The organism is Nocardia sp. NPDC005998 (genome assembly GCF_040614395.1).
Lineage (GTDB): Bacteria > Actinomycetota > Actinomycetes > Mycobacteriales > Mycobacteriaceae > Nocardia.
On sequence record NZ_JBEXUI010000046.1, the window covers coordinates 43,297 to 64,473 of the forward strand.

A 21,177-nucleotide genomic window follows, 5' to 3' on the forward strand; every position below is an offset into this window, starting at 1 on the left:
GAAATAGGCTGTGACACGGCTCTGCATCCGATCGAACATCGTCGTCGCCAACGGCTACGGTGGGCAGATGCTCCATGGAAGAGAAGCCGAACAAGCACAGATCGATCGGCTTCTCGACCAGGCACGGGCGGGCCGCAGTGGGGCGCTGGTGCTGCGTGGGGAGCCGGGGATCGGCAAGACGGCGCTCTTGGATTATGCGGCGGCGCAGGGGATCACCTCGGTGCGCAGTGCCGGGATCGAGTCCGAGGCGGAGTTGCCGTTCGCGGGGCTGCATCTGCTGATCAAGCCGGGGATGGCGCTGGTCGACGGGCTGCCCGCACCGCAGCGCGATGCGCTGCGCGGGGCATTCGGGCTAGCACACCATGATCCGGCGGATCGGATGCTGATCGGGTTGGCGGTGTTATCCCTGCTGGCCGAGGAGGAGGGGCCGCTGCTGTGTCTGATCGATGACGCGCACTGGCTGGATCGGGCGACGGCGGACACGCTGCTGTTCGCGGCGCGGCGCCTCGATGCCGAGGGGGTGGTGATCATCTTCGCGACGCGGACCGGCGACCAGGATTTTCCCGCACCCGGACTGCCCGAACTCGTGCTGACCGGTTTGCCGCAGGAGTCGGCCGCCGCACTGGTGGACAGCCGCGCTCCGGAGCTGACACCCGCCATGCGCTATCGACTGCTCGCCGAGGCGGGCGGTAATCCACTCGCGCTGCAAGAGCTGCCCGCCGTATTGGCCGCCGAGGCAACGGGATCGGGCCATACCAGCGGGCCGAATCCGCTGCCGTTGACACAGCGACTCCAGGTCGCCTTCCACGGCCAGGTGACCAGACTCCCCGCCGCCACCCGGACATTGCTGCTGGTGGCCGCCGCCGCGGGCACAGACGATCTGACCACGATGCTGCGCGCCGCCGACGGACTCGGCGCACGGCTGCCGGACCTGCAACCCGCCGCCGACGCCGGACTCGTCCACAGCGACGGACAGACCATGCGGTTCCGTCATCCGCTGCTGCGCTCGGCCGTCTACCAGGGTGCGGCACTGACCCAACGCCTCACCGCCCACGCCGCCCTGGCCGCCGCACTGACCGAACCCGAGAACGCCGACCTGCGCGCCTGGCATCTGGCCTCGGCAGCGACCGGACCGGACGAAACCACCGCCGCCGCCCTCGAGGACACCGCCGATCGCGCCCGCCGCCGCAGCGGCTACTCGGGCGCCGTCGCCGCCTACGAGCGCGCGGCGGGTTTGAGCACCGATGCGGCGGCCCGCGTCCGCCGATTGGTATCGGCCGCCGAAACCGCCGGTGAGGCCGGACAATTGGACCGCGCCAGCCGCTTGGCCGAACGCGCGGCCACCCAGACCACCGACCCACTGCTCTGCGCCCGACTGGACCTGGTCCGGGCCACTGCGGAATTCGGTGCGGGCAAACCACTTTCGGCACATCGGCTGCTACTGACCGGCACCGATCTGGTACGCACCGACGATCCGGCACGCGCCGCCCGCATCCTCATGCAGGCGGTGCATACGGCCTGGTACCTCGGCGCACCGGAACTCGCGGAGGTGGCCCAGCACATCAATGCGCTGCCCCTGCCCGAATCCGAGTCGATGACCCCCATCGCCCGCTACACGGTCGCCGGCATCGATGGCCGATTCACCGTCGACCTCCGCGAAGCGGCCGCCGCGGCCCGGCGCAACGGTGCGGACAGCCCACGCGATCTGGTGCAGATGTGCGGCATCGGGATGGTCGTCGGCCAAGATGAACAGGCCGCGGAACTGGCCAAAACCCTCATCGCCGAATGCCGCGACCAGGGTCGCATCGCCCTGCTGCCGACGCTGCTATTCTTCCGCGCCGAGACCGAACTGTTCCTCGGCCGTCCCCGCGAGGGCCGCATCGCCGCGACCGAGGGCCTGCGGATCGCCCAGGACATCGGACAGCGGCACTGGATCAGCCAGATGTCGAGCTATCTGGCCTATCTGGCCGCCATCGAAGGTCGCGAACAGGACTGCCGAGAATTGGTCGACCGAGCACTCGCCGAAGAACTCGGCGGCGCCACCGCACCCGGCGCACCATGGACACTGGCGGCGCTCGGCGTACTCGATCTCGGCCAAGGCAAGGTCGACAGCGCACTCTCGCGACTGGAACTGCTCACCGTGGAACCCGCCCGCCACCACGTGATCGGTCTGCGCGCTCTGCCCGACCTGATCGAGGCGGCGGTGCGCCTCGGCAGCCCCGAGCGCGCCGGTGACGCGCTGCAGCGACTGAAGAACTGGGCCAAGGCGTCGCGACAAGAGTGGATTGCCGCCCTGGTCCAGCGGTGTATGGCATTGGTAGCGCCGGAAGCCAAGGCGGAGAAGCACTTTCAAGCCGCGCTCGAGCAGGGCGGTCGCCCCTTCGAACAGGCGCGAACCCAATTGCTCTTCGGCGAATGGCTACGCCGCAGCCGCCGAAAGACCGAGGCGCGCAACCAACTCCAACCCGCCCTGGAAACCTTCGACCGCCTCGACGCCGCCCCCTGGGCCGCGCGCGCCCGCACCGAACTCGCCGCCCTCGGCGTCGGCACCGCCACCCGCCCGACCACCGGCATCCTGGCCCGCCTGACCCCGCAGGAACTCCAGATCGTCCGCCTCGCCGCCCAGGGCATGTCCAACCGAGATATCGCCGCCCAACTCTTCCTAAGCCCCCGCACCATAGGCCACCACCTCTACAAGGCCTACCCCAAACTAGGCGTCCTCTCCCGCACCGAACTCACCAACCTCCCCCTACACACCGCCTAACCCACACCCTCGGGGCACCAACCCACTGGACAAGCGATCACCATGCACTCACGCAGGTAAACGCCGAGAGCACCCCTGCACCAGCGCATTCTCGCGGGGTGGGAGGGGCTTTGGGGGTGGGCCGTGCTTGGTTGTTCGGTGGTTGCCCGAGATTTCTCGCCGCGCCCACATCCACGCCCGCACGCCCGTCGGGCAACCCGAACGCTCAGCGCGCAGACCACCGTGCTCGATCTGGGATATTCGATGTTCGCCCGAGATTTCTCCCTGCGCCGACACCCCGAACTCCCCGGCACTCCAAACGCTCAGCGTGCGGATGACCATGCTCTGTCTGGGACGTCCGATGCTTGCCCAAGATCTTTCCCCGGCGCCCACACCCTCGCCCCCATGCCCGCCCGGCACCCCGAACGCTCAGCGCGCGGACGACCATGTTCGGTCTGGGACGTAAGAGTGCTCGCCCGAGATTTCTCCCCCGCCCACACCCCCGCGCCTACACACCCCCGGCACCCCCTGAACCCCCGGCACCCCGAACGCTCAGTGCCCGCGCTCACCCCGGTCTCGCGCTCCAACCTGCCCGATGACCCAGCGGCCAGCACCGACCGCGGCCGCGGCCAGCACCGCAACCTGGAGCGATCCCGTGATCAGGGCGAGTACGAGGCAGACGACCAAGCCGAGGGCGAGTGCCTCGAGCTTGTACATCGGCCATGCGCTGCCCGCGATTTCCACCGCCGGGGGGCGGGTCGAGGGGTGAACCACTGCCATGGCGTCAGGCTACACGGATGCGGAAGTTCGGGCCACCTAACATTGGGGCGGGAACACTGCCGCGTCCGGCGGTGTTGTCGGTGTCATGCCATTGACAGGTGAATACGCACCGAGCACCTCCGACTGGGCTCGTGAGCAGGCCGAACAGATCGAGAACTCCGGCGGCGCGGAGGGCACGACGTTGCAGGGCACGCCCGTCATCGTGCTGACCAGCAGGGGCGCGAAGACCGGCCTGCTGCGCAAGACCGCACTGATGCGGGTCGAGCACGACGGCGAGTACGCGATCGTCGCCTCGCTGGGCGGCGCGCCGAAGCATCCCGTCTGGTACTGGAACATCAAGGCCGAGCCGCATGTCGAGCTGCGCGACGGGGCCGTGAACAAGGACTACACCGCACGCGAGGTCTTCGGCGAGGAGAAGGCGCTGTGGTGGGAGCGGGCGGTCGAGGTCTGGCCCGATTACGCGAACTATCAGACCAAGACGACCCGCGAAATCCCGGTTTTCGTCCTGACGCCTCGGTAGATCCGACCCGGCTAGCGGCCAGGAAACCGACCGTTTGCCCTCCTCAGACGCCCACCCGCCGCGCCCGGCCGACGCGGCGGGTGGCAGCATGTTTCGGGTGTCCAATCCGCTTGAACTCCTCGACGACCAGTCCACTTCTCGTCCCACGCTGAGCGCGGACGAGATCGACGCCGCCGCCAAGCGAATTGCCGACATTATCGAGCCGACCCCGCTGCAGCACAGCCCACGGCTTTCCGCGCTGACCGGCGCGCAGGTCTACCTCAAGCGCGAGGACCTGACGGCCGTGCGTTCCTATAAGCTGCGCGGCGCCTACAACCTGATCGTCCAGCTCACCGAGTCCGAGCGGGCCGCGGGCGTGGTCGCGGCCAGCGCGGGCAATCACGCCCAGGGCGTGGCCTTCGCCTGCAATGCGATGGGTATCAAGGGCCGTATCTACGTGCCGACCACCACACCGAAGCAGAAGCGCGACCGCATCCGGGTGCACGGCGGCGATTACGTCGAACTGATCGCGGTCGGGGAAACCTATGACGCCGCCGCGGCGGCCGCCGCCGAGGATGTCGAGCGCACCGGCGCCACCATGGTGCCGCCGTTCGACGATCCGCGCACCGCGGCCGGACAGGGCACCATCGCCCCGGAGATCCTGGAGCAGCTCGGCGGCCGAACCCCTGATCTGGTAGTAATCCCGGTCGGCGGCGGCGGCTGCCTGGCGGGCATCGGCACCTATCTGCGCGAGCGCTCGCCGAGCACCGGCATCCTCGGCGCCGAACCGGCGGGCGCGGCCTCGATGACCGCCGCACTGGTCGCGGGCGGCCCGGTGACACTGCCGGAGATCGATCCGTTCGTCGACGGCGCCGCGGTGCGCCGGGTCGGCCAGCTGCCCTATACGGCGATTTCCGCATTCGGCGGCCGGGTGGTCTCACACGGGTCGCTGCCCTTGCTGACCGCGACCGAATCACCGAGGGGTGCTGGCGCTTTCCAGATGATGCACATCGACGAGGGCGCACTCTGCACGACGATGCTCGAGCTCTACCAGAACGAGGGCATCATCGCCGAACCCGCGGGCGCGCTGTCGGTGGCGGCGCTGGCCGAAATCGAGGTCGAGCCGGGTTCCACGGTGGTGTGCCTGGTCTCCGGCGGCAATAACGATGTGTCGCGCTACGGCGAGATCATCGAGCGCTCGCTGGTCCATCGCGGCCTGAAACACTATTTCCTGGTGGACTTTCCGCAGGAGCCGGGCGCATTGCGGCGGTTCCTCAATGAGGTGCTCGGCCCCGATGACGACATCACCCTGTTCGAGTACGTCAAGCGCAACAACCGGGAGACCGGTGCCGCGCTGGTCGGCATCGAACTCGGCGCACCGGACGGACTCGGCCCCCTGCTGGAGCGCATGGACGATTCGCCGATCCAGTGCGAACGGCTCGAGCCGGATTCACCGGCCTACCGCTACCTCACCTGAGCAACCACCAGCAGCACGAATACGAACCGGCCGCATGGACATTGGTCCCCGCGGCCGGTTTCGCATTCCCCGACTACGCCGCCTTGGGCGTCTCCACCACGGCGGTGGCCCGCCGGGTCGTGCGCAGGCCCGCCATGACCATCGGCAACAGCCATGCGGCCGAGGTCTGATCGAAACTCAGCTGCCCCGCCGAAAGCCGGTTGTGCACGAACCCGACCGACAGCCCGAGGCGCGGCTCGGCCCAGCCGAAGGACCCGCCTAGGCCGATATGGCCGAAGCCGCCGCGCGCGCCGGGCATCGGCAGCGAGTGGTAACCCAAATGCCAGAGCATCGGCGCGTAGAACAATGTGTGGTCGAGACGGAAGGTCCGAATCTGGCTCAGCGCCTTGATGGTTCGCGGTGACAGGTACTGAACACCGTCGGCCACACCGCCATTGGCCAGCGCACCGTACATGGTGGCCAATGCGGGGGCGGTGCACACACCGTTGCCCGCACCGAGTTCGGTATCGAGGATGGGCGGCAGCTCACCCTCCAGAATGGTCTCCAGCCCGGGCAGGAACAGACACCGGGCGGCCGCGCCGAGCGCACCGGGCAGACCATAGCTGCGGCCCAAAACCTTTGTGCTGATCGGCTTTCCGATCAGACTCAGCTGGGTACCCGCCAGCGGCGCATAGGTCGTCGTCGCGTGCGCGGGCGGCTTGCCGAGGTGGATGCCGTCGATGCCGAGCGGATCGGCGACCTCGGTGCGGAACAACTCGCCCATCCCGTAGCCGGTGACGGCGCGGGCCAGTCCGGCGAGCAGCCAGCCGAAGGTGAGCGCGTGATAGGCCGGAATGCCGAGCAGGTGGTCGGGTTTCGCGGCGGCGAGGCGTTCCTCCATCAGCTGGTGGTCGAGCACGTCCTCGAGTCCGGCGGCGATCGGGTTGAGACCACCGAGTCCGGCACTGTGGGTCATGACCTGACGAATGGTGATGTCGCCCTTGCCGTTCTGGCCGAACTCCGGCCAGTACTCGGCCATCGGGGCCGCGTAGTCGAGCAGACCGCGATCGGCCAGTCGGTGGATGACCGTGGCGGTGACACCCTTGGTCGCGGAGAAGACGATCGACCCGGTGTCCTGGGTCCAGGGCCTATCGCCCGCACTGCCGGTCCAGATGTCGACCAGCGGCTCGCCGCGCAGATGCACGGCCAGTGCGCCGCCCGCCCCCTGGCGGTGCCCGAAGACCTTCGCGAATGCGCGTGCCAATGGTGCGAATTCGGCGGTGGCGCTGCCACCGACCCCATCGGGGAGATCTGCTAGGCCCCCGGGTGCAGCCACGTTGCTCATACACCAACGGTAATGGCGCCGAACGGCCTCGGCAATGATCCTGTCTCGGACAGTTAATTCAGCGATTTTCCGGTAATCGCACTGCGGGCACGGGGTTTCGCTATCCGGTCTCGAGTATCGCGAACGAGTGGCCCGGAATCTCCGTCGCGGCAATGCCTTCGGTCGCCGGCTCCCACGACAACAGGGAATAACCGGCAATGGGCACGGTGACCTGGTCTTCGGCGAAATTGCACAGCAAGGTCAACGGGCCGCGGCGGACCGCGATCCAGCGGGCGTTCTCGTCATAGTCGACGGATACGCGGGTCAGCCATGGGTCGGTGATCTCGGCTCGTTCGCGCCGCAAATCGATCAGCTTTCGATAGCAGGAAACTAGCCGAGCATGCCGATCCCGCGCCGGCTCGGACCAGTCGAGCTTCGAACGCAGGAACGTTTCGGGGTCCTGCGGGTCCGGTACTTCGTCGGTGTCCCAGCCATGTTCGGCGAATTCGGCCTTGCGCCCGCGCGCGGTGGCCGCCCCGAGCACCGGATCGGTGTGCGAGGTGAAGTACTGGAACGGGGTGCGCGCGCCCCATTCCTCTCCCATGAACAGCATGGGCGTGTACGCCGAGAACAGCACAAGGGCGGCCTTGATCGCGAGCTGGCCGTCGGTGAGATAGGCGCTCGGGCGGTCTCCGAGCGCGCGGTTGCCGATCTGATCGTGGGTGCAGGTGTAGGCCAATAGCGCACTCGCCGGGACCAGCCGGGTATCGATGGGGCGGCCGTGGATTCGGCCGCGGAAGCTGGAATACGTTCCAGCGTGGAAGAAGCCGTGCGTCAATGTGTGTGCCAGACAGCGCAGCGTGCCGAAATCGGCATAGTAGCCCTGGCGTTCACCCGAGACCGCCGTATGCACGGCGTGGTGCAGGTCGTCGTTCCACTGGCCGGTCAGCCCGTAGCCGCCCGCCGCACGCGGGGTGATGAGTCGTGGATCATTGAGGTCGCTCTCCGCGATCAGCGACAGCGGCCTGCGCACGTGTGCGGCAAGGCATTCGGTCTCGGTGGCCAGCTCGGCCAGTATGTGGGTCGCGGTGCGGTCGACCAGCGCGTGCACCGCATCCAGCCGCAGTGCATCGATGTGGAAGTCGCGCAGCCAGCGCAGTGCGTTATCGATAATGAAGCGGCGCACCGGATCCGAGGCCGGTCCATCCAGATTGAGACTCTGCCCCCAAGTGTTGCGGCCCTCGGTCAGATAGGGCGCAAAGCGGGGCAGGTAGTTGCCGGACGGGCCGAGATGGTTATAGACGACATCGAGTGCGACCGCCAAACCCCTTGTGTGACAGGCGTTCACGAAGCGCTGCAACCCATCCGGGCCGCCATAGGGCTCGTGCACCGCATACCAGAGCACGCCGTCGTAGCCCCAGTTGTGGATGCCGTCGAAGGCATTGACCGGCATCAACTCGACCATGGTGACACCGAGTTCGACGAGGTGGTCGAGGCGTTCGATGGCGGCGTCGAAGGTGCCATCGGGGGTGAAGGTGCCCAGATGCAGTTCGTAGACGATCGCGCCCGCCAGCGGGCGGCCGGTCCAGCCCGCATCGGTCCACCCGGCCGGATCGAGAGTGTGCACCGCCGAGCGGCCGTGCACGCCGTCGGGCTGTCTGGCCGAGCGCGGATCCGGCAGGACGGTCGGATCGTCGTCGAGCAGGTAGCCGTAGCGCGCGCCGGACCCGGCGGGGATCTCGGCCCGCCACCAGCTGTCGGCGGACCTCGTCATCGGATGCACGCTGCCGTCGACCTCGACCCGCACCCGTTCCGGTCGCGGGGCCCACACCTCGAACAACGTCACCGAGCCAGCATCGCATGCCGCCCGCCGTGCGGCCCGCTGACATCGGCCGCACAGCTGACCATTGCCGGCGCCGCGACCCCCTGACACAGTGAAGGAGTGGGAATCTACAGCGATCAGGTCGTACCGCGCCTGGTGAATCTGGCCTGCGGAGCCAAATTCAACAATCCGCAGCGCAAGCGCGCCTGCGCCGGACTGCACGGGCGGGTGATGGAGATCGGCTTCGGTTCCGGGCTGAATATCCCGTTCTATCCGGCAAGCGTCGAGTCGGTCAGCGCGGTCGAACCCGCTGACCTCGGGTGGCAACTGGCGGGCAAGCGGCTCGCGAAGGCCACCGTGCCGGTCGAACGCGCCGGACTCGACGGCCAATCGTTGCCGTTTGCCAATAAGAGCTTCGACTCCGCCCTCTCCACCTGGACGATGTGCACGATTCCGGATATCGCGGCCGCGCTGGCCGAGGTGCGCCGGGTGCTCGTCCCCGGCGGAACCCTGCACTTCGTCGAACACGGGCTGGCCCCGAATCCGAGCGTCCAGGTGTGGCAGCACCGGCTGAATCCGATCCAGAAGGCCATTGCGGGCGGCTGCAATCTCGACCGGAATATCCGCGGCATAGTCGAGGATGCCGGATTCGAGATCCGCGACCTCGACGAGTTCTACGCCGACGGAGCCAAGTTCATCGCCGCACTCTCGTTGGGTGTGGCGGTCTCGCCGTAGCCCAACCGCCTCTCCCTCGATGCAGTGGCCGGAGCCTCGAGCACGATCGCGCTCTCCGCCGGCGCACCACTGGTCACCTTCGCCTACTTCGGCGCGCTACTGGCCCGCACGACCGGCATCGCGGAGGGCCGAAATCAGCGCCTGAACACGAACCGCCGCAACACCTCTCGATGACGCATGCCCGAACCCTGCACGCGGGCCCGGGCATTCGGCTGTTACAGGTGTGAGCTAACCCGCGAGGCAGCCGGGGCCGAGCAGGGCCTTGAGGTCGCCCATCAGCGCCGAGGACGGCGAAACGCGCAGGCTGTCGGCCAATTTCCACAGCGACGTATTGTCGCGGGCGCCCACATGGCGGATGTGGACGTCGGCGGTGCCCGGATGTCTCGACAGGATGCGCTTGAGTTCGCCGATCTTGTCGGGTGTGCACAGGCGCGTCGGCATGACCACCGCGAGCGGCTTGGCCACACCGATCGAGGACAGGTCGGGGACGGCGAGATCGTTGGCGATCAATGAGATTCGATCGTCACGCACCGACACCCTGGCCTTCACCAGGACGACCGCATCCTCCACCACATCCGCGCCGTACACCGAATAGGCCTGCGGGAAGAACAGCACCTCGATACCACCGGTCAGATCCTCGATCTGCGCCGAGGCCCAGGCCAGGCCGTTCTTATTGATGCGGCGGTTGACCGAGGCGAGGATGCCGCCGATGGTCACCTGGGCGCCGTCCTTGATATCGCCCTCGAGAATGGCCGGAATCGGCGTATCCGCCTGTGCCGCGAGCACATGTTCGACGCCGTTGAGCGGATGCCCCGACACGTACAGGCCGAGCATTTCGCGCTCGAGCGCCAGCTTGTGCTTGGTCTCCCACTCATCGTCGGGCACCTTGACATTGAAGACCGAGGCCACCGAGTCGTCGCCATCGTCCAGCCCGCCGAACAGGTCGAACTGGCCGATTGCCTCGGCCTTCTTAGTGGACATCACCGCATCGATGGCATCGGAGTGGATCAGCAGCAGACCCTTGCGCGGATGTCCGAGCGAATCGAATCCGCCTGCCTTGATGAGGGATTCGGTGACCTTCTTGGTGCAGGCAATGGCGTCGATCTTGTTCAGATAGTCGGAGAAGTCGGTGAACTTCGACTTGTCCTTGCGCGCCTGGAGGATCGAGGTGACGACGTTTGCGCCGACATTGCGCACCGCGCCGAGACCGAACCGGATGTCCTTGCCCACCGAGGCGAAGTTCAGCTCGGATTCATTGACATCCGGCGGCAGCACGGTGATGCCGAGGCGGCGGCAATCGGACAGATAGACCGCGGCCTTGTCCTTATCGTCACCGACGGAGGTGAGCAGGGCCGCCATATATTCGGCGGGATAGTTCGCCTTGAGATAGGCGGTCCAGTAGGAGATCAGGCCGTAGGCGGCGGCGTGCGATTTGTTGAACGCGTAACCGGCGAACGGCAGGATGGTGTCCCACAGCGCCTTGATCGCGGGCTTGGAGAAGCCGCTCGCCTGCATGCCCGCCTCGAAGCCCTCGAACTCCGCGGCCAGCACCTCGGCCTTCTTCTTACCCATCGCGCGGCGCAGAATATCGGCTCGGCCGAGCGAGTATCCGGCCACCTTCTGCGCGACGTGCATGATCTGCTCTTGGTAGACGATCAGACCGTAGGTCTCGCCGAGAATCTCCTTGAGCGGCTCCTCCAGCTCTGGATGGATCGGCTTGACCTCTTGCCGGTCGTTCTTGCGGTCGGCGTAGTCGTTGTGCGCGTTCATGCCCATCGGGCCGGGGCGGTACAGCGCGCCGACGGCGACGATGTCCTCGAACGCGGTCGGCTGCATGCGGCGCAGCAGATCGCGCATGGGTCCACCATCGAGCTGGAATACGCCGAGAGTGTCACCGCGCGAAAGCAATTCGTAGGTGCGCTGATCGTCCAGCGGCAACCGGTCCATATCGAGATCGATGCCGCGGTTGGCCTGGATGTTCTCCAGCGCGTCACCGATCACCGTCAGGTTGCGCAGACCGAGGAAGTCCATCTTGAGCAGGCCGATGGCCTCACATGACGGATAGTCCCAGCCGGTGATCAGCGCACCGTCCTGGGGCCGCTTCCACACCGGGATGGCGTCGGTGAGCGGATCGCAGGACATGATGACCGCGCAGGCGTGCACACCCGCGTTGCGGATCAGCCCCTCGAGGCCGCGCGCGGTCTCGTAGATCTTCGCGACATCCGGATTGCTGCCGATGAGCTCGCGGACCTCGGCGGCCTCCTTGTACCGCTCGTGCTCCGGATCGGTGATGCCGGAGACCGAGATGTCCTTGGCCATGATCGGCGGCGGCAGCGCCTTGGTGATCTGGTCGGCAATGGCGAAACCGGGCTGGCCGAACAGCACTCGCGCCGAGTCCTTGATGGCGGCCTTGGTCTTGATGGTGCCGAAGGTGATGACCTGGGCGACCCGGTCGGTGCCCCACTTCTCACTTGCGTAGCGGACCATCTCACCGCGACGGCGATCGTCGAAGTCGATATCGATATCGGGCATCGAGACGCGCTCCGGATTGAGGAAGCGCTCGAAGAGCAGACCGTGCGGAATCGGGTCGATATTGGTGATGCCCAGCGCGTAGGCGACCAGCGAACCGGCCGCGGAACCACGGCCGGGACCGACGCGAATGCCGACGTCGCGCGCGTGGTTGATCAGGTCGCCGACGACGAGGAAGTAGGCCGGGAAGCCCATCTCCAGGATGACGCCGATCTCGTACTGGGCCCGGTCCAGATATTCCTGGGGCGCGCCGTCCGGGAAACGGCGCTGCAGCCCGAGGTCGACCTCGCGGCGCAGCCAGCTGGCCTGGTCGTGGCCCTCCGGCACCGGGAAGATCGGCATCCGGTCGCGGTGCTGCCACACCTCGTCGTAGGACTGCACCCGCTCGGCGATCAGGAGGGTCGAATCGCAGGCGCCGGGCACCTCCATATCCCAGATCGCCCGCATCTCCTCCGCGGACTTCAGGTAGTAGCCGTCCCCGTCGAACTTGAAACGCGTTGGATCGCTGAGGGTTTTACCGGTCTGGATGCACAACAGCGCCTCGTGGTTGGTCGAGGCGTCCTTGGTGACGTAGTGGCAGTCGTTGGTGGCCAGCGGCCGGATCCCGAGCTTTTTGCCGATCTCGAGCAGTCCCTCACGGACCCGGCGCTCGATGGACAGCCCGTGGTCCATGATCTCCAGGAAGAAATTGTCCGGCCCGAAGATCTCCTGCCATTTGGCCGCCGCCTCCAGGGCCTCGCGGTCGTGGCCGAGGCGCAGGCGGGTCTGCACCTCGCCCGATGGGCAGCCGGTGGTGGCGATGATGCCCGCGGCGTGCTCGGCAATGATCTCCTCGTCCATGCGCGCCCACTTGCCGAGCTGGCCCTCCAGCGAGGCGAGCGAGGACAGCTTGAACAGGTTGTGCAGGCCGGTCGCGTTCTCCGCGACCATGGTCATGTGCGTGTACGCACCGGAACCGGAGACATCGTCACCCTTCTGGCTCGGATCACCCCACTGCACGCGCTTGGTGTCGAACCGGGAACCCGGTGCGATGTAGGCCTCGATCCCAATGATCGGCTTGATATCGGCCTTCTTGGCGGAGTTGTAGAACTCCGAGGCGCCGTACATATTGCCGTGGTCGGTCATGCCGACCGCGTTCATTCCCAGCCGTTTTGCCTCGGCGAAGAGCGGAGAGATTTTGGCCGCACCATCGAGCATGGAGTACTCGGTGTGATTGTGCAGGTGAACGAACGATCCGGACGAGGCGGCCAAGACGGTCCTTCCTCCCAAGGTCTCGACGGGGGTTGGTGTAGCGATTCTAGGGGTCCCCACCGACGAGTTCAGACCTGCCGCGCCGGGCTCACGCAGGTGCCCGGCGTGTCGGTGGTGAAGATCACCGGCGCGTCTGGCGACCCACTATTACGGCTGTCCGATTTCCGCGACAGTGGGGTGATCCGCGGATCGCTCGACACTACGCGAGCCCGCGATCATGTGCGCTTGCGCCAGACGAATTTCAAACCGGACCAATCGTTGTCGAGCGCGGCCACCTTCACATCGACGACGCCGATGGGGATCAGCAACTCGCGCAGATCGTTCTCGGCGATATCGCTGACGCACCCGCCCGCCTTGCGCGGCCAAGCGATCCACAGCATCGCGCCCGGCGTCAGCCCGGCGGCGAGTTGCGGTGCCTCGGCCGCCAGGTCGCCATGTTCGCGATAGAACGCGAGGACGACGTCCGCGCCCTCCGGATCGTCGGTGGCGATCACGATATCCGGTGGCAGATCGGGAATGCGCCAGCCCGCTGGGGCATGACATAGCACCACCCGGTGACCGGGTTTGATACCGATCTTCTTGGCCATAGGAGTCCCGGAGTAGCCCGCGGTCACGGGCAAGACTGTATCCGGCACCCGAACCCCGGCCCCACGAATCGACGATCTGCACTGTTGCCCCAGCATTTGGTTCGGAGCTGTTTCTTGGCCAACCCTGCCGGAGCAATCCCGCAGGTCACGGAAAAGATCTGCACATTCCGCGAACGGTCACGACGATAATCGGGCGATGAGCTGGCAGCGACAGACGCGTTCGATGGGTCCGCGATGACGACCGCCGTCATTGCGGTCGTCGCCGGTGCGGTGTTGATCGTCGGCGCGCTGCTGATCTGGTCGCGAACCCGGCGGATGGTGACGACTCCGGCCGAGCGGGCGGTGTACACCGCGCTGCATACGGCGTCGCTGGCCGCGCGGCCGTTGCGGCAGGGGTTGACCGACCGGTCCGCCCAGGACGCCGCACCGCATCTGCGGGCGCTCACTGGGGCCGATGCGCTGGGGGTGGCCGATGCCGACGGCACGCTGCTGGCGTGGGACGGGCCGCATTCGGATCTGGCCGAACCCTTCGCCGACGCGGCCCGGCGGGCGGTGGCGACCGAGCGGCCGGTGCTGGTTTCGGGGCCCGGTCGGGGCGAACATGCCGGGCGCACGCTGATCGCGCAGCCACTGCTCATCGAAAATGCCGGGGTCGCTGGGGCTTTGGGGGCATTGGGGGTAGTGACCACCGGGAAGCCGGAGCCGGGACGGCTCGGCACGGTCGCGGAGGTGGCGCGATACGCCTGCGGACAGCTGGAATTGGCGGAGCTGGACGCATCGCGGGCCCGGCTCGACCGGGCCGAGGTACGGGCGCTGCGGGCACAGATCAGCCCGCACTTCATCTACAACGCGCTCAATACCGTCGCGTCCTTTGTGCGAACCGATCCGGACCGGGCGCGCGAGCTGATCCTGGAATTCGCCGACTTCACCCGGTATTCCTTCCGCGCCGCTGGAGAGTTCACGGTCCTGTCCGACGAACTGCGCAATATCGAGCGCTATCTGGCACTGGAGCGCGCCCGGTTCGGTGACGCGCTGGAGGTGCGGTTGCAGATCGCGCCCGAGGTGCTCGGTGTCGTGCTGCCGTTCCTCGCGCTGCAACCATTGGTGGAGAACGCCGTTCGACACGGTTTGGCCGGCGCGGCGCGCGGCGGCACCGTGACCATTGTCGCGGCCGATGCGGGCACCGATTGCGTGATCAGCGTCGAGGACGACGGGATCGGGATGGATCCGGACGTGCTGCGCTCCGGCGCGCTCGATGCCATCGAAACCGGTACCGGACCAGCGGGTTCCGGCGAATCCGCACATGTGGGTCTGGCCAATGTCGACGACCGCCTGCGCGCCGCCTTCGGCAATGACTACGGCCTCATCGTGGAGACCGCCCCCGGCGCGGGCACCAAGGTCAGCCTCCGCGTCCCGAAATTCCGGGCGGGCATCCAGGCCTGAGCGCCCGGCCCGGCTGTGCTGCCGATGCCATCCTGGCCGATTTCACCTGGTGCGGATATCCGATCCGGGGCCGCGGATGCGGCATTTACTATGGAACGACTGTGACCCGGACCACCGACCAGTCCGCCGCCGCATTGCGTGTGCTCGCCGTGGACGACGAGAAGCCAGCTCTGGACGAGCTGGTCTATTTGCTGCGCGCGCAACCGGGCGTCGGGGAGATACACAGCGCGAATGACGCGACCAGTGCGCTGCGGCTGATGCGGGTCCATCCGATCGATGCGGTATTCCTCGATATCAATATGCCCGGGCTGGACGGGATGGAGTTGGCGGGGATCCTCTCGGAGTTCGCCACTCCGCCTGCCGTGGTCTTCGTGACCGCGCACGATGACCGGGCGATCGCGGCATTCGATCTCGGTGCGGTGGACTATCTGCTGAAACCGCTGCGCGAGGCGCGGCTGGCCGAGGCGGTGCGCCGGATCGCGGGGGCGCGCGGTGCCGCACCGGCCGTCGCGCAACCGCAGGCCGATCCCAGCGAGGTCATCCCGGTGGAGTTGGGCGGGGTCACCACATTGGTGCACCGGTCCAGCGTGAGCTGGGTGGAGGCGGATGGCGACTACGCCAGGCTGCATACCAACGCGGGCTCACATCTGGTGCGAATTCCGTTGTCGGCCTTGGAATCCCGCTGGGAGAACGCCGGGTTCCTGCGGGTGCACCGGTCGTATCTGGTGGCGCTGCGGCTGGTGATCGGGCTGCGCACGGTCGGCAATGCGACAGTGGTCCGGCTGCGGGCCGATGGCCGGGCCGGGGCGGTGGAACTGCCGGTCAGCCGTCGACAGGTGCGCGAACTGAAGCAGCGCCTGGTGCACGGGCCGCGCCAGCAGTGGACGAATCCGTGACCGCACCGCAGCAGCGCCCGACCCGCCAGCGTGTTGTGCTCGCCGAACGCCGCGGCGCACGCCGCGTGCGGACCCGCACGGAGGTGGTCGAGCAGACCGAGATCGGTGCGGCGCTGATCGGTGGGCTGATCCGGGCCCAGCTGGGACTGGCTTTGCGGGTCGGGTTGGTCATGGTCCTCGTCTTGTGTTCGCTCCCGGTGCTTTTCCGGCTCGGCTCGACCGGATCGTTCGTCGTGCTCGGGGTGCGGCTGCCGTGGCTGCTGCTCGGCGTCGCGGTGTATCCGGTGCTGTACGGCGTCGGACGGCTCTACGTCCGACTGGCCGAACGCAATGAGCAGGACTTCCTGGAATTGGCCGAGGACTGAATCGATGTTCCGCGCCGCACCACCGCTCGCCCGCCTCCACTCCGCCGGGCATCCACGCACTACGACGAGTTGGATGGACCGGAACTCGGTCCGCGGCGACGAAAGAGGCCGCGTCGCATCCCCGCTCACTCACCCTCGCCCGGCTGGGTTTCCAGGCACTGCGACGAGTCAGACGGACAGGAGCTCGGCCGACACCGACAGAAGCGGTCATGCAGCATCACGTCCCACCGGCGAGCATCGGAGCTGCCGACCGGATGCCAGACCGCGCGGCACCGATCGGGACAGGCCGTGAACACCCCGACCGCCCCGGCACTCACGGTGCTCGCCTTGCTCTTCGCGGCATTGGCTACGGTCGCGATCGGCGTCTACGGTGTCCGGCTGGCGCGCACCACCTCTGATTTCCTGGTCGCCTCGCGCAGCGTCGGACCGCGCTGGAATGCCGCGGCGATCTCCGGTGAATACCTCTCGGCCGCTTCATTTCTCGGCGTCGCCGGACTGATCGCGAAGTACGGTGCGGACGCACTGTGGTATCCGGTCGGATTCACCGCGGGATATCTCGGGCTGCTGCTGTTCGTCGCGGCTCCGCTGCGGCGGTCCGGGGCGTATACCGTGCCGGACTTCGCGGAGTTCCGGCTCGGATCGCTGCGGTTGCGCAGGCTGGCGGCGGTCGTGGTGGTGCTGGTCTGCGGGGTGTATCTCATTCCGCAGTTCCAGGGCGCGGGGCTGACATTGCACATTCTGCTGAATGTGCCGAAATGGGTCGGCGCGGTGGCGGTCGGCGCGATCATCATCGCCAATGTGGCTGGCGGCGGCATGCGGTCGATCACGCTGGTGCAGGCATTCCAGTACTGGTTGAAGCTGACCGCGGTGGCGATTCCGGCGCTGGTGCTGCTCGGCCACTTCCTGGCAGACGATCGCGAACTCGGCACCCCGGCGCCCCCGGTGGTCACCGAGCGCACCACGGTGGATGTCAGCACCGGCGTGGTGGTTCGCGTCGATGCGCCACAGCAGGTTTCGATCACCGGCACGCTCGACGGACGCGCGGTGGACGGTCCGGTGCTGCTGACGCCGGGTGGACACGAACTGGCGGCGGGCACCGAACTGACCCTGGAGCCGGGCTCGGCCGTGCCGGTGGTGGCCGGAGCACCGACCGACGGCGCGGCCTGGCTGGCACCCGGTGGCGGATTCGGCGGCGCGCATCCCACCTACCAGGTCTATTCGCTGATCATCGCCACATTTCTCGGCACCATGGGACTTCCACATGTGCTGGTGCGCTTCTATACAAATCCGGATGGCCGGGCGGCGCGCACCACCGCGCTCGCGGTGATCGGCCTGGTCGGACTGTTCTATCTGTTCCCCATTCTGCTCGGAGTTTTCGCACGGCTGTATGTGCCGCAACTGCTGATCACCGGCACCTCCGATGCCGCAGTGGTGCTGCTGCCCGGTTCCGTACTCGCGGGCCTACCGGGGCAACTGCTGGCGGCACTGGTAGCCGCGGGTGCGATCGCGGCATTCCTGTCCACCTCCTCCGGACTGCTCGTCAGCATTGCGGGCGTGCTCAGCACCGATATGCTGCGCGGGCGGATTCGCGATTTCCGGGCCGCCGCGCTGTTCGCCGGTGCTGTGCCACTCGGCCTTTCGCTCACCGTGGTATCGCTGGATCTGTCCCGCACTGTCGCCCTTGCCTTCTCGGTGGCCGCCTCGACGCTGTGTCCGCTGCTGGTGCTCGGCATCTGGTGGCGCGGCCTGACCGCGAAGGGCGCGGCGACCGGACTGATCGTCGGCGGGTTGGCCGCGGGCGGGGCGACCGCGGTATCGGTGACCGGCGGCATTTCCGATGGGCTCGCAAACGGCTGGCTCGCCGCAATACTCGGCTATCCCGCGGCGATCAGCGTGCCACTCGCATTCGCGGCGATGATGCTGGTCAGCAAGCTGACGCCGGGGCAGAGCGCCCGCCGGATCGGGCGCATCTTCGTCCGCATGCACGCCCCCGAGCGGCTCGGCATGGGCGCCGACCGGGAACGGGTGCTGCGGTCGAGCTGACCGCCGACCGTTCGTCGCGGCCAGCCGACCGTTCACCGCACAATCGGACGCCTTCACGGAGTGACCCACGCCACATCATGATTCGCTCACGAAGGTCCCCTTATGGTCGGCGGGTAGTAAGCCACGTCACAAGGTAGGACCCGAGATGACCAGTACCGACATCGATGACGTCGCCCCGCGACGTACACCGAGCGCCGAGGATTTCGCCGCCGTGCAATCGAGTCCCCAATTCCAGGAACTGCGAAGTAGGTTGCGCCGCTTCGTCTTTCCAATGACAGCGCTGTTCTTGGTCTGGTACCTGAGCTACGTGCTGCTCGGCGCCTACGCGCACGATTTCATGGCCACCAAGGTCATCGGCACCATCAATCTCGGCCTGCTGCTCGGCCTCGGTCAGTTCGTATCGACGTTCGTGATCACCTGGCTCTACGTCCGGTTCGCCAATAAGGAACTGGATCCGCGCGCCGCGTCGATCCGCAACTACCTCGAGGGAGGCCAGGCGTGAACCAGCAGTATCTTGCCGCCGCCGCGACGGTCGGCAATCCCGCCGCGAATATCGCCATTTTCGGCCTCTTCGTGGCCATCACGATGGTCGTGGTGATCCGCGCCAGCCGCAATAACCGCACCGCCGCCGATTACTTCACCGGTGGCCGCGGCTTCTCCGGACCGCAGAACGGCATCGCCATCGCGGGCGACTACCTTTCCGCCGCAAGCTTTCTCGGCATTGCGGGCGCCATCGCGGTGTACGGCTACGACGGATTCCTGTACTCCATCGGATTCCTGGTCGCATGGTTGGTCGCATTGCTGCTGGTCGCCGAAATGCTCAGGAACACCGGCAAATTCACGATGGCCGATGTGCTTAGCTTCCGCCTGAAGGAAGGTCCGGTCCGCACCGCCGCCGCGCTGACCACGCTGGCTGTCTCGCTGTTCTATCTGCTGGCGCAGATGGCGGGCGCTGGCGGTCTGGTCGCGCTGCTGCTCGATATCTCCGACAAGACCGGACAGGGCATCGTGATCGCCGTGGTCGGCGTGCTCATGATCGTCTATGTGCTGGTCGGCGGCATGAAGGGGACCACTTGGGTGCAGATCATCAAGGCGGTGCTGCTGATTACCGGTGCGGCACTGATGACCGTGCTGGTATTCGCCAAATTCGGCTTCAACTTCTCCGATATCCTCAGCTCGGCCCAGGATGCGGTGCACGGATCCAAGTCCAAGGGCGTGGCCGCCCGTGACGTGCTCGCCCCCGGCGCCCAGTACGGCGGCAGCGCGACCTCCAAGCTGAACTTCGTATCCCTCGGCCTGGCCCTGGTGCTCGGCACGGCGGGTCTGCCGCATGTGCTGATGCGCTTCTACACCGTGCCGACCGCGAAAGAGGCACGCCGCTCGGTGGTTTGGGCGATCGGCCTGATCGGCGCGTTCTACCTGTTCACCCTGGTGCTCGGCTATGGCGCGGCCGCCATCGTCGGACCGGACCGCATCCTCGCCTCGGCGGGCGGGCAGAATTCGGCGGCGCCGCTACTGGCCTTCGAACTCGGCGGCGTGATCCTGCTCGGCATCATCTCTGCGGTTGCCTTCGCCACCATCCTGGCGGTCGTCGCGGGTCTGACCATTACCGCGTCGGCGTCGTTCGCGCACGATATCTACGCCAGCGTGCTCAAGAAGGGCAATGTCGACGAGCACAAGCAGGTCAAGGTTTCGCGGATCACCGCGGTCGTCATCGGTGCGCTGGCCATCGGTCTCGGCATCCTGGCCAATGGCCAGAACATCGCATTCCTGGTGGCGCTGGCCTTCGCGGTCGCGGCGGCGGCGAATCTGCCGACCATCCTGTTTTCGCTGTTCTGGAAGCGGTTCAACACCACGGGAGCGCTGTTCAGCATGTACGGCGGCCTGATCTCGACCATTGTGCTGATCGTGTTCTCTCCCGCGGTATCCGGGACGAAGACCTCGATGATCCCGGGTTCGGACTTCGACTGGTTCCCGCTGTCGAACCCCGGAATCGTGTCCATCCCATTGGCTTTCGTACTCGGCGTGGTCGGCACCTTCCTCGGCGGGCGCAAGCCGGAGGATCCGGCGAAGCAGGCCGAGATGGAGGTGCGCTCGCTGACCGGTGTCGGCGCGGAAAAGGCGGTCGTGCACTGAACATCCGACCGAGCCTGCCGCCCTTGTTGTTTCGCTAGGAGAGATCGACGTTGACCAGTGCAACCACCGACCGTGACACGACCACCGACACTGTCTACCCGCCGGATCCGGCATTCGCCGCGAACGCGAACGCTTCGCGTGCGCTGTACGACCTAGCCGCCGATCGGGTGGAATTCTGGGCCGAGCAGGCTCGGCGGTTGCACTGGGATCAGCCATGGACCCAGGTCCTGGATTGGACTGACGCGCCCGTCGCGAAGTGGTTCGTCGACGGCAAGCTCAACGTCGCCTACAACTGCGTGGACCGCCACGTACTCGACGGGCACGGCGATCAGGTCGCCATCCACTGGGAGGGCGAACCAGGCGATTCCCGCGATATCACCTACGCCGAGCTGCTGGCCGAGGTGTCCCGGGCCGCCAACTACCTCACCGAACTCGGACTCGAGCCGGGCGACCGGGTCGCCATCTATATGCCAATGGTCCCCGAGGCGATCGTATCGATGCTGGCCTGTGCGCGACTGGGCCTCACCCATTCGGTGGTATTCGCCGGCTTCTCCCCCACCGCCCTGCG

General features: G+C 67.0%; 17 protein-coding genes. 12 read left to right on the plus strand and 5 right to left on the minus strand.

The features are described from left to right. The first annotated feature begins 10 nt into the window (after positions 1-10). On the plus strand, positions 11-2,764 hold the full coding sequence (locus tag ABZ293_RS36780) for an AAA family ATPase (protein WP_355188425.1): 2,754 nt from the start codon (positions 11-13) through the stop codon (positions 2,762-2,764). Between the two features lie 531 nt (positions 2,765-3,295). Here the strand turns inward: ABZ293_RS36780 and ABZ293_RS36785 are convergent. Then, entirely contained in the window at positions 3,296-3,523 is a 228-nt protein-coding gene (locus ABZ293_RS36785; RefSeq protein ID WP_354961576.1) for a hypothetical protein, read from the minus strand. 85 nt (positions 3,524-3,608) lie between these two features. Between ABZ293_RS36785 and ABZ293_RS36790 the strand changes: the two genes are divergently transcribed. Continuing rightward, a complete protein-coding gene (locus tag ABZ293_RS36790; RefSeq protein WP_355188427.1) occupies positions 3,609-4,043 on the plus strand; it encodes a nitroreductase family deazaflavin-dependent oxidoreductase in 435 nt (144 codons plus the stop codon). Between the two features lie 97 nt (positions 4,044-4,140). Next, positions 4,141-5,499: a threonine ammonia-lyase IlvA gene (ilvA, locus tag ABZ293_RS36795; protein ID WP_355188429.1), complete on the plus strand. Its 1,359-nt coding sequence runs from the start codon at positions 4,141-4,143 to the stop codon at positions 5,497-5,499. Positions 5,500-5,572: 73 nt separating this feature from the next. Here ilvA and ABZ293_RS36800 read toward each other — a convergent pair whose 3' ends face one another. Next, positions 5,573-6,823: a serine hydrolase gene (locus tag ABZ293_RS36800; RefSeq protein ID WP_355188431.1), complete on the minus strand. Its 1,251-nt coding sequence runs from the start codon at positions 6,821-6,823 to the stop codon at positions 5,573-5,575. A gap of 100 nt (positions 6,824-6,923) precedes the next feature. Next, positions 6,924-8,648 carry a malto-oligosyltrehalose trehalohydrolase gene (treZ, locus tag ABZ293_RS36805; RefSeq protein ID WP_355188432.1) on the minus strand — a complete coding sequence of 575 codons (1,725 nt, stop codon included), beginning with the start codon at positions 8,646-8,648 and terminating at the stop codon, positions 6,924-6,926. A 96-nt stretch (positions 8,649-8,744) separates the two neighbouring features. On the opposite strand from treZ, the gene ABZ293_RS36810 reads away from it, so the two are divergent. Beyond that, positions 8,745-9,359, plus strand: a complete 615-nt coding sequence (locus tag ABZ293_RS36810; RefSeq protein ID WP_355188434.1) for a class I SAM-dependent methyltransferase — start codon at positions 8,745-8,747, stop codon at positions 9,357-9,359. Between the two features lie 24 nt (positions 9,360-9,383). After that, the gene (locus tag ABZ293_RS36815) at positions 9,384-9,533 is read left to right on the plus strand and encodes a hypothetical protein (RefSeq protein ID WP_355188436.1); all 150 of its coding nucleotides are present in this window, start codon (positions 9,384-9,386) and stop codon (positions 9,531-9,533) included. Between the two features lie 54 nt (positions 9,534-9,587). Here ABZ293_RS36815 and dnaE read toward each other — a convergent pair whose 3' ends face one another. Then, positions 9,588-13,139 (minus strand): DNA polymerase III subunit alpha, encoded by a 3,552-nt coding sequence (gene dnaE, locus ABZ293_RS36820; protein WP_355188438.1) that lies wholly within the window; start codon positions 13,137-13,139, stop codon positions 9,588-9,590. A 215-nt stretch (positions 13,140-13,354) separates the two neighbouring features. Next, positions 13,355-13,753: a DUF3052 domain-containing protein gene (locus ABZ293_RS36825; protein ID WP_355188440.1), complete on the minus strand. Its 399-nt coding sequence runs from the start codon at positions 13,751-13,753 to the stop codon at positions 13,355-13,357. Between the two features lie 207 nt (positions 13,754-13,960). Here ABZ293_RS36825 and ABZ293_RS36830 point away from each other — a divergent pair, with 207 nt between their 5' ends. The 7 genes from ABZ293_RS36830 to ABZ293_RS36860 all read left to right on the plus strand — a co-directional run. Next, positions 13,961-15,169 carry a histidine kinase gene (locus ABZ293_RS36830; protein WP_355188442.1) on the plus strand — a complete coding sequence of 403 codons (1,209 nt, stop codon included), beginning with the start codon at positions 13,961-13,963 and terminating at the stop codon, positions 15,167-15,169. Positions 15,170-15,270: 101 nt separating this feature from the next. Continuing rightward, positions 15,271-16,065 (plus strand): LytTR family DNA-binding domain-containing protein, encoded by a 795-nt coding sequence (locus ABZ293_RS36835; protein ID WP_355188444.1) that lies wholly within the window; start codon positions 15,271-15,273, stop codon positions 16,063-16,065. Further along, positions 16,062-16,430 carry a hypothetical protein gene (locus tag ABZ293_RS36840; RefSeq protein WP_355188446.1) on the plus strand — a complete coding sequence of 123 codons (369 nt, stop codon included), beginning with the start codon at positions 16,062-16,064 and terminating at the stop codon, positions 16,428-16,430. Before ABZ293_RS36835 ends, ABZ293_RS36840 begins: the two co-directional genes overlap by 4 nt. A gap of 288 nt (positions 16,431-16,718) precedes the next feature. Further along, positions 16,719-18,473: a cation acetate symporter gene (locus tag ABZ293_RS36845; RefSeq protein WP_355188448.1), complete on the plus strand. Its 1,755-nt coding sequence runs from the start codon at positions 16,719-16,721 to the stop codon at positions 18,471-18,473. Between the two features lie 145 nt (positions 18,474-18,618). Beyond that, positions 18,619-18,975, plus strand: a complete 357-nt coding sequence (locus ABZ293_RS36850; protein WP_354961662.1) for a DUF485 domain-containing protein — start codon at positions 18,619-18,621, stop codon at positions 18,973-18,975. Then, entirely contained in the window at positions 18,972-20,609 is a 1,638-nt protein-coding gene (locus tag ABZ293_RS36855) for a cation acetate symporter (protein WP_355188450.1), read from the plus strand. The genes ABZ293_RS36850 and ABZ293_RS36855 overlap by 4 nt, the downstream gene beginning before the upstream one ends. 50 nt (positions 20,610-20,659) lie before the next feature. Further along, the coding region (locus tag ABZ293_RS36860) for an AMP-binding protein (RefSeq protein ID WP_355188452.1) at positions 20,660-21,177 on the plus strand (518 nt) is incomplete at its 3' end.

Excerpts from the sequence above, each read along its gene's own strand:
- ABZ293_RS36785 (WP_354961576.1), bottom strand. The coding sequence starts at position 3,523 with ATGGCAGTGGTTCACCCCTCGACCCGCCCCCCGGCGGTGGAAATCGCG.
- ABZ293_RS36790 (WP_355188427.1), top strand. The coding sequence starts at position 3,609 with ATGCCATTGACAGGTGAATACGCACCGAGCACCTCCGACTGGGCTCGT.
- ABZ293_RS36800 (WP_355188431.1), bottom strand. The coding sequence starts at position 6,823 with ATGAGCAACGTGGCTGCACCCGGGGGCCTAGCAGATCTCCCCGATGGG.
- ABZ293_RS36830 (WP_355188442.1), top strand. The coding sequence starts at position 13,961 with ATGACGACCGCCGTCATTGCGGTCGTCGCCGGTGCGGTGTTGATCGTC.
- ABZ293_RS36850 (WP_354961662.1), top strand. The coding sequence starts at position 18,619 with ATGACCAGTACCGACATCGATGACGTCGCCCCGCGACGTACACCGAGC.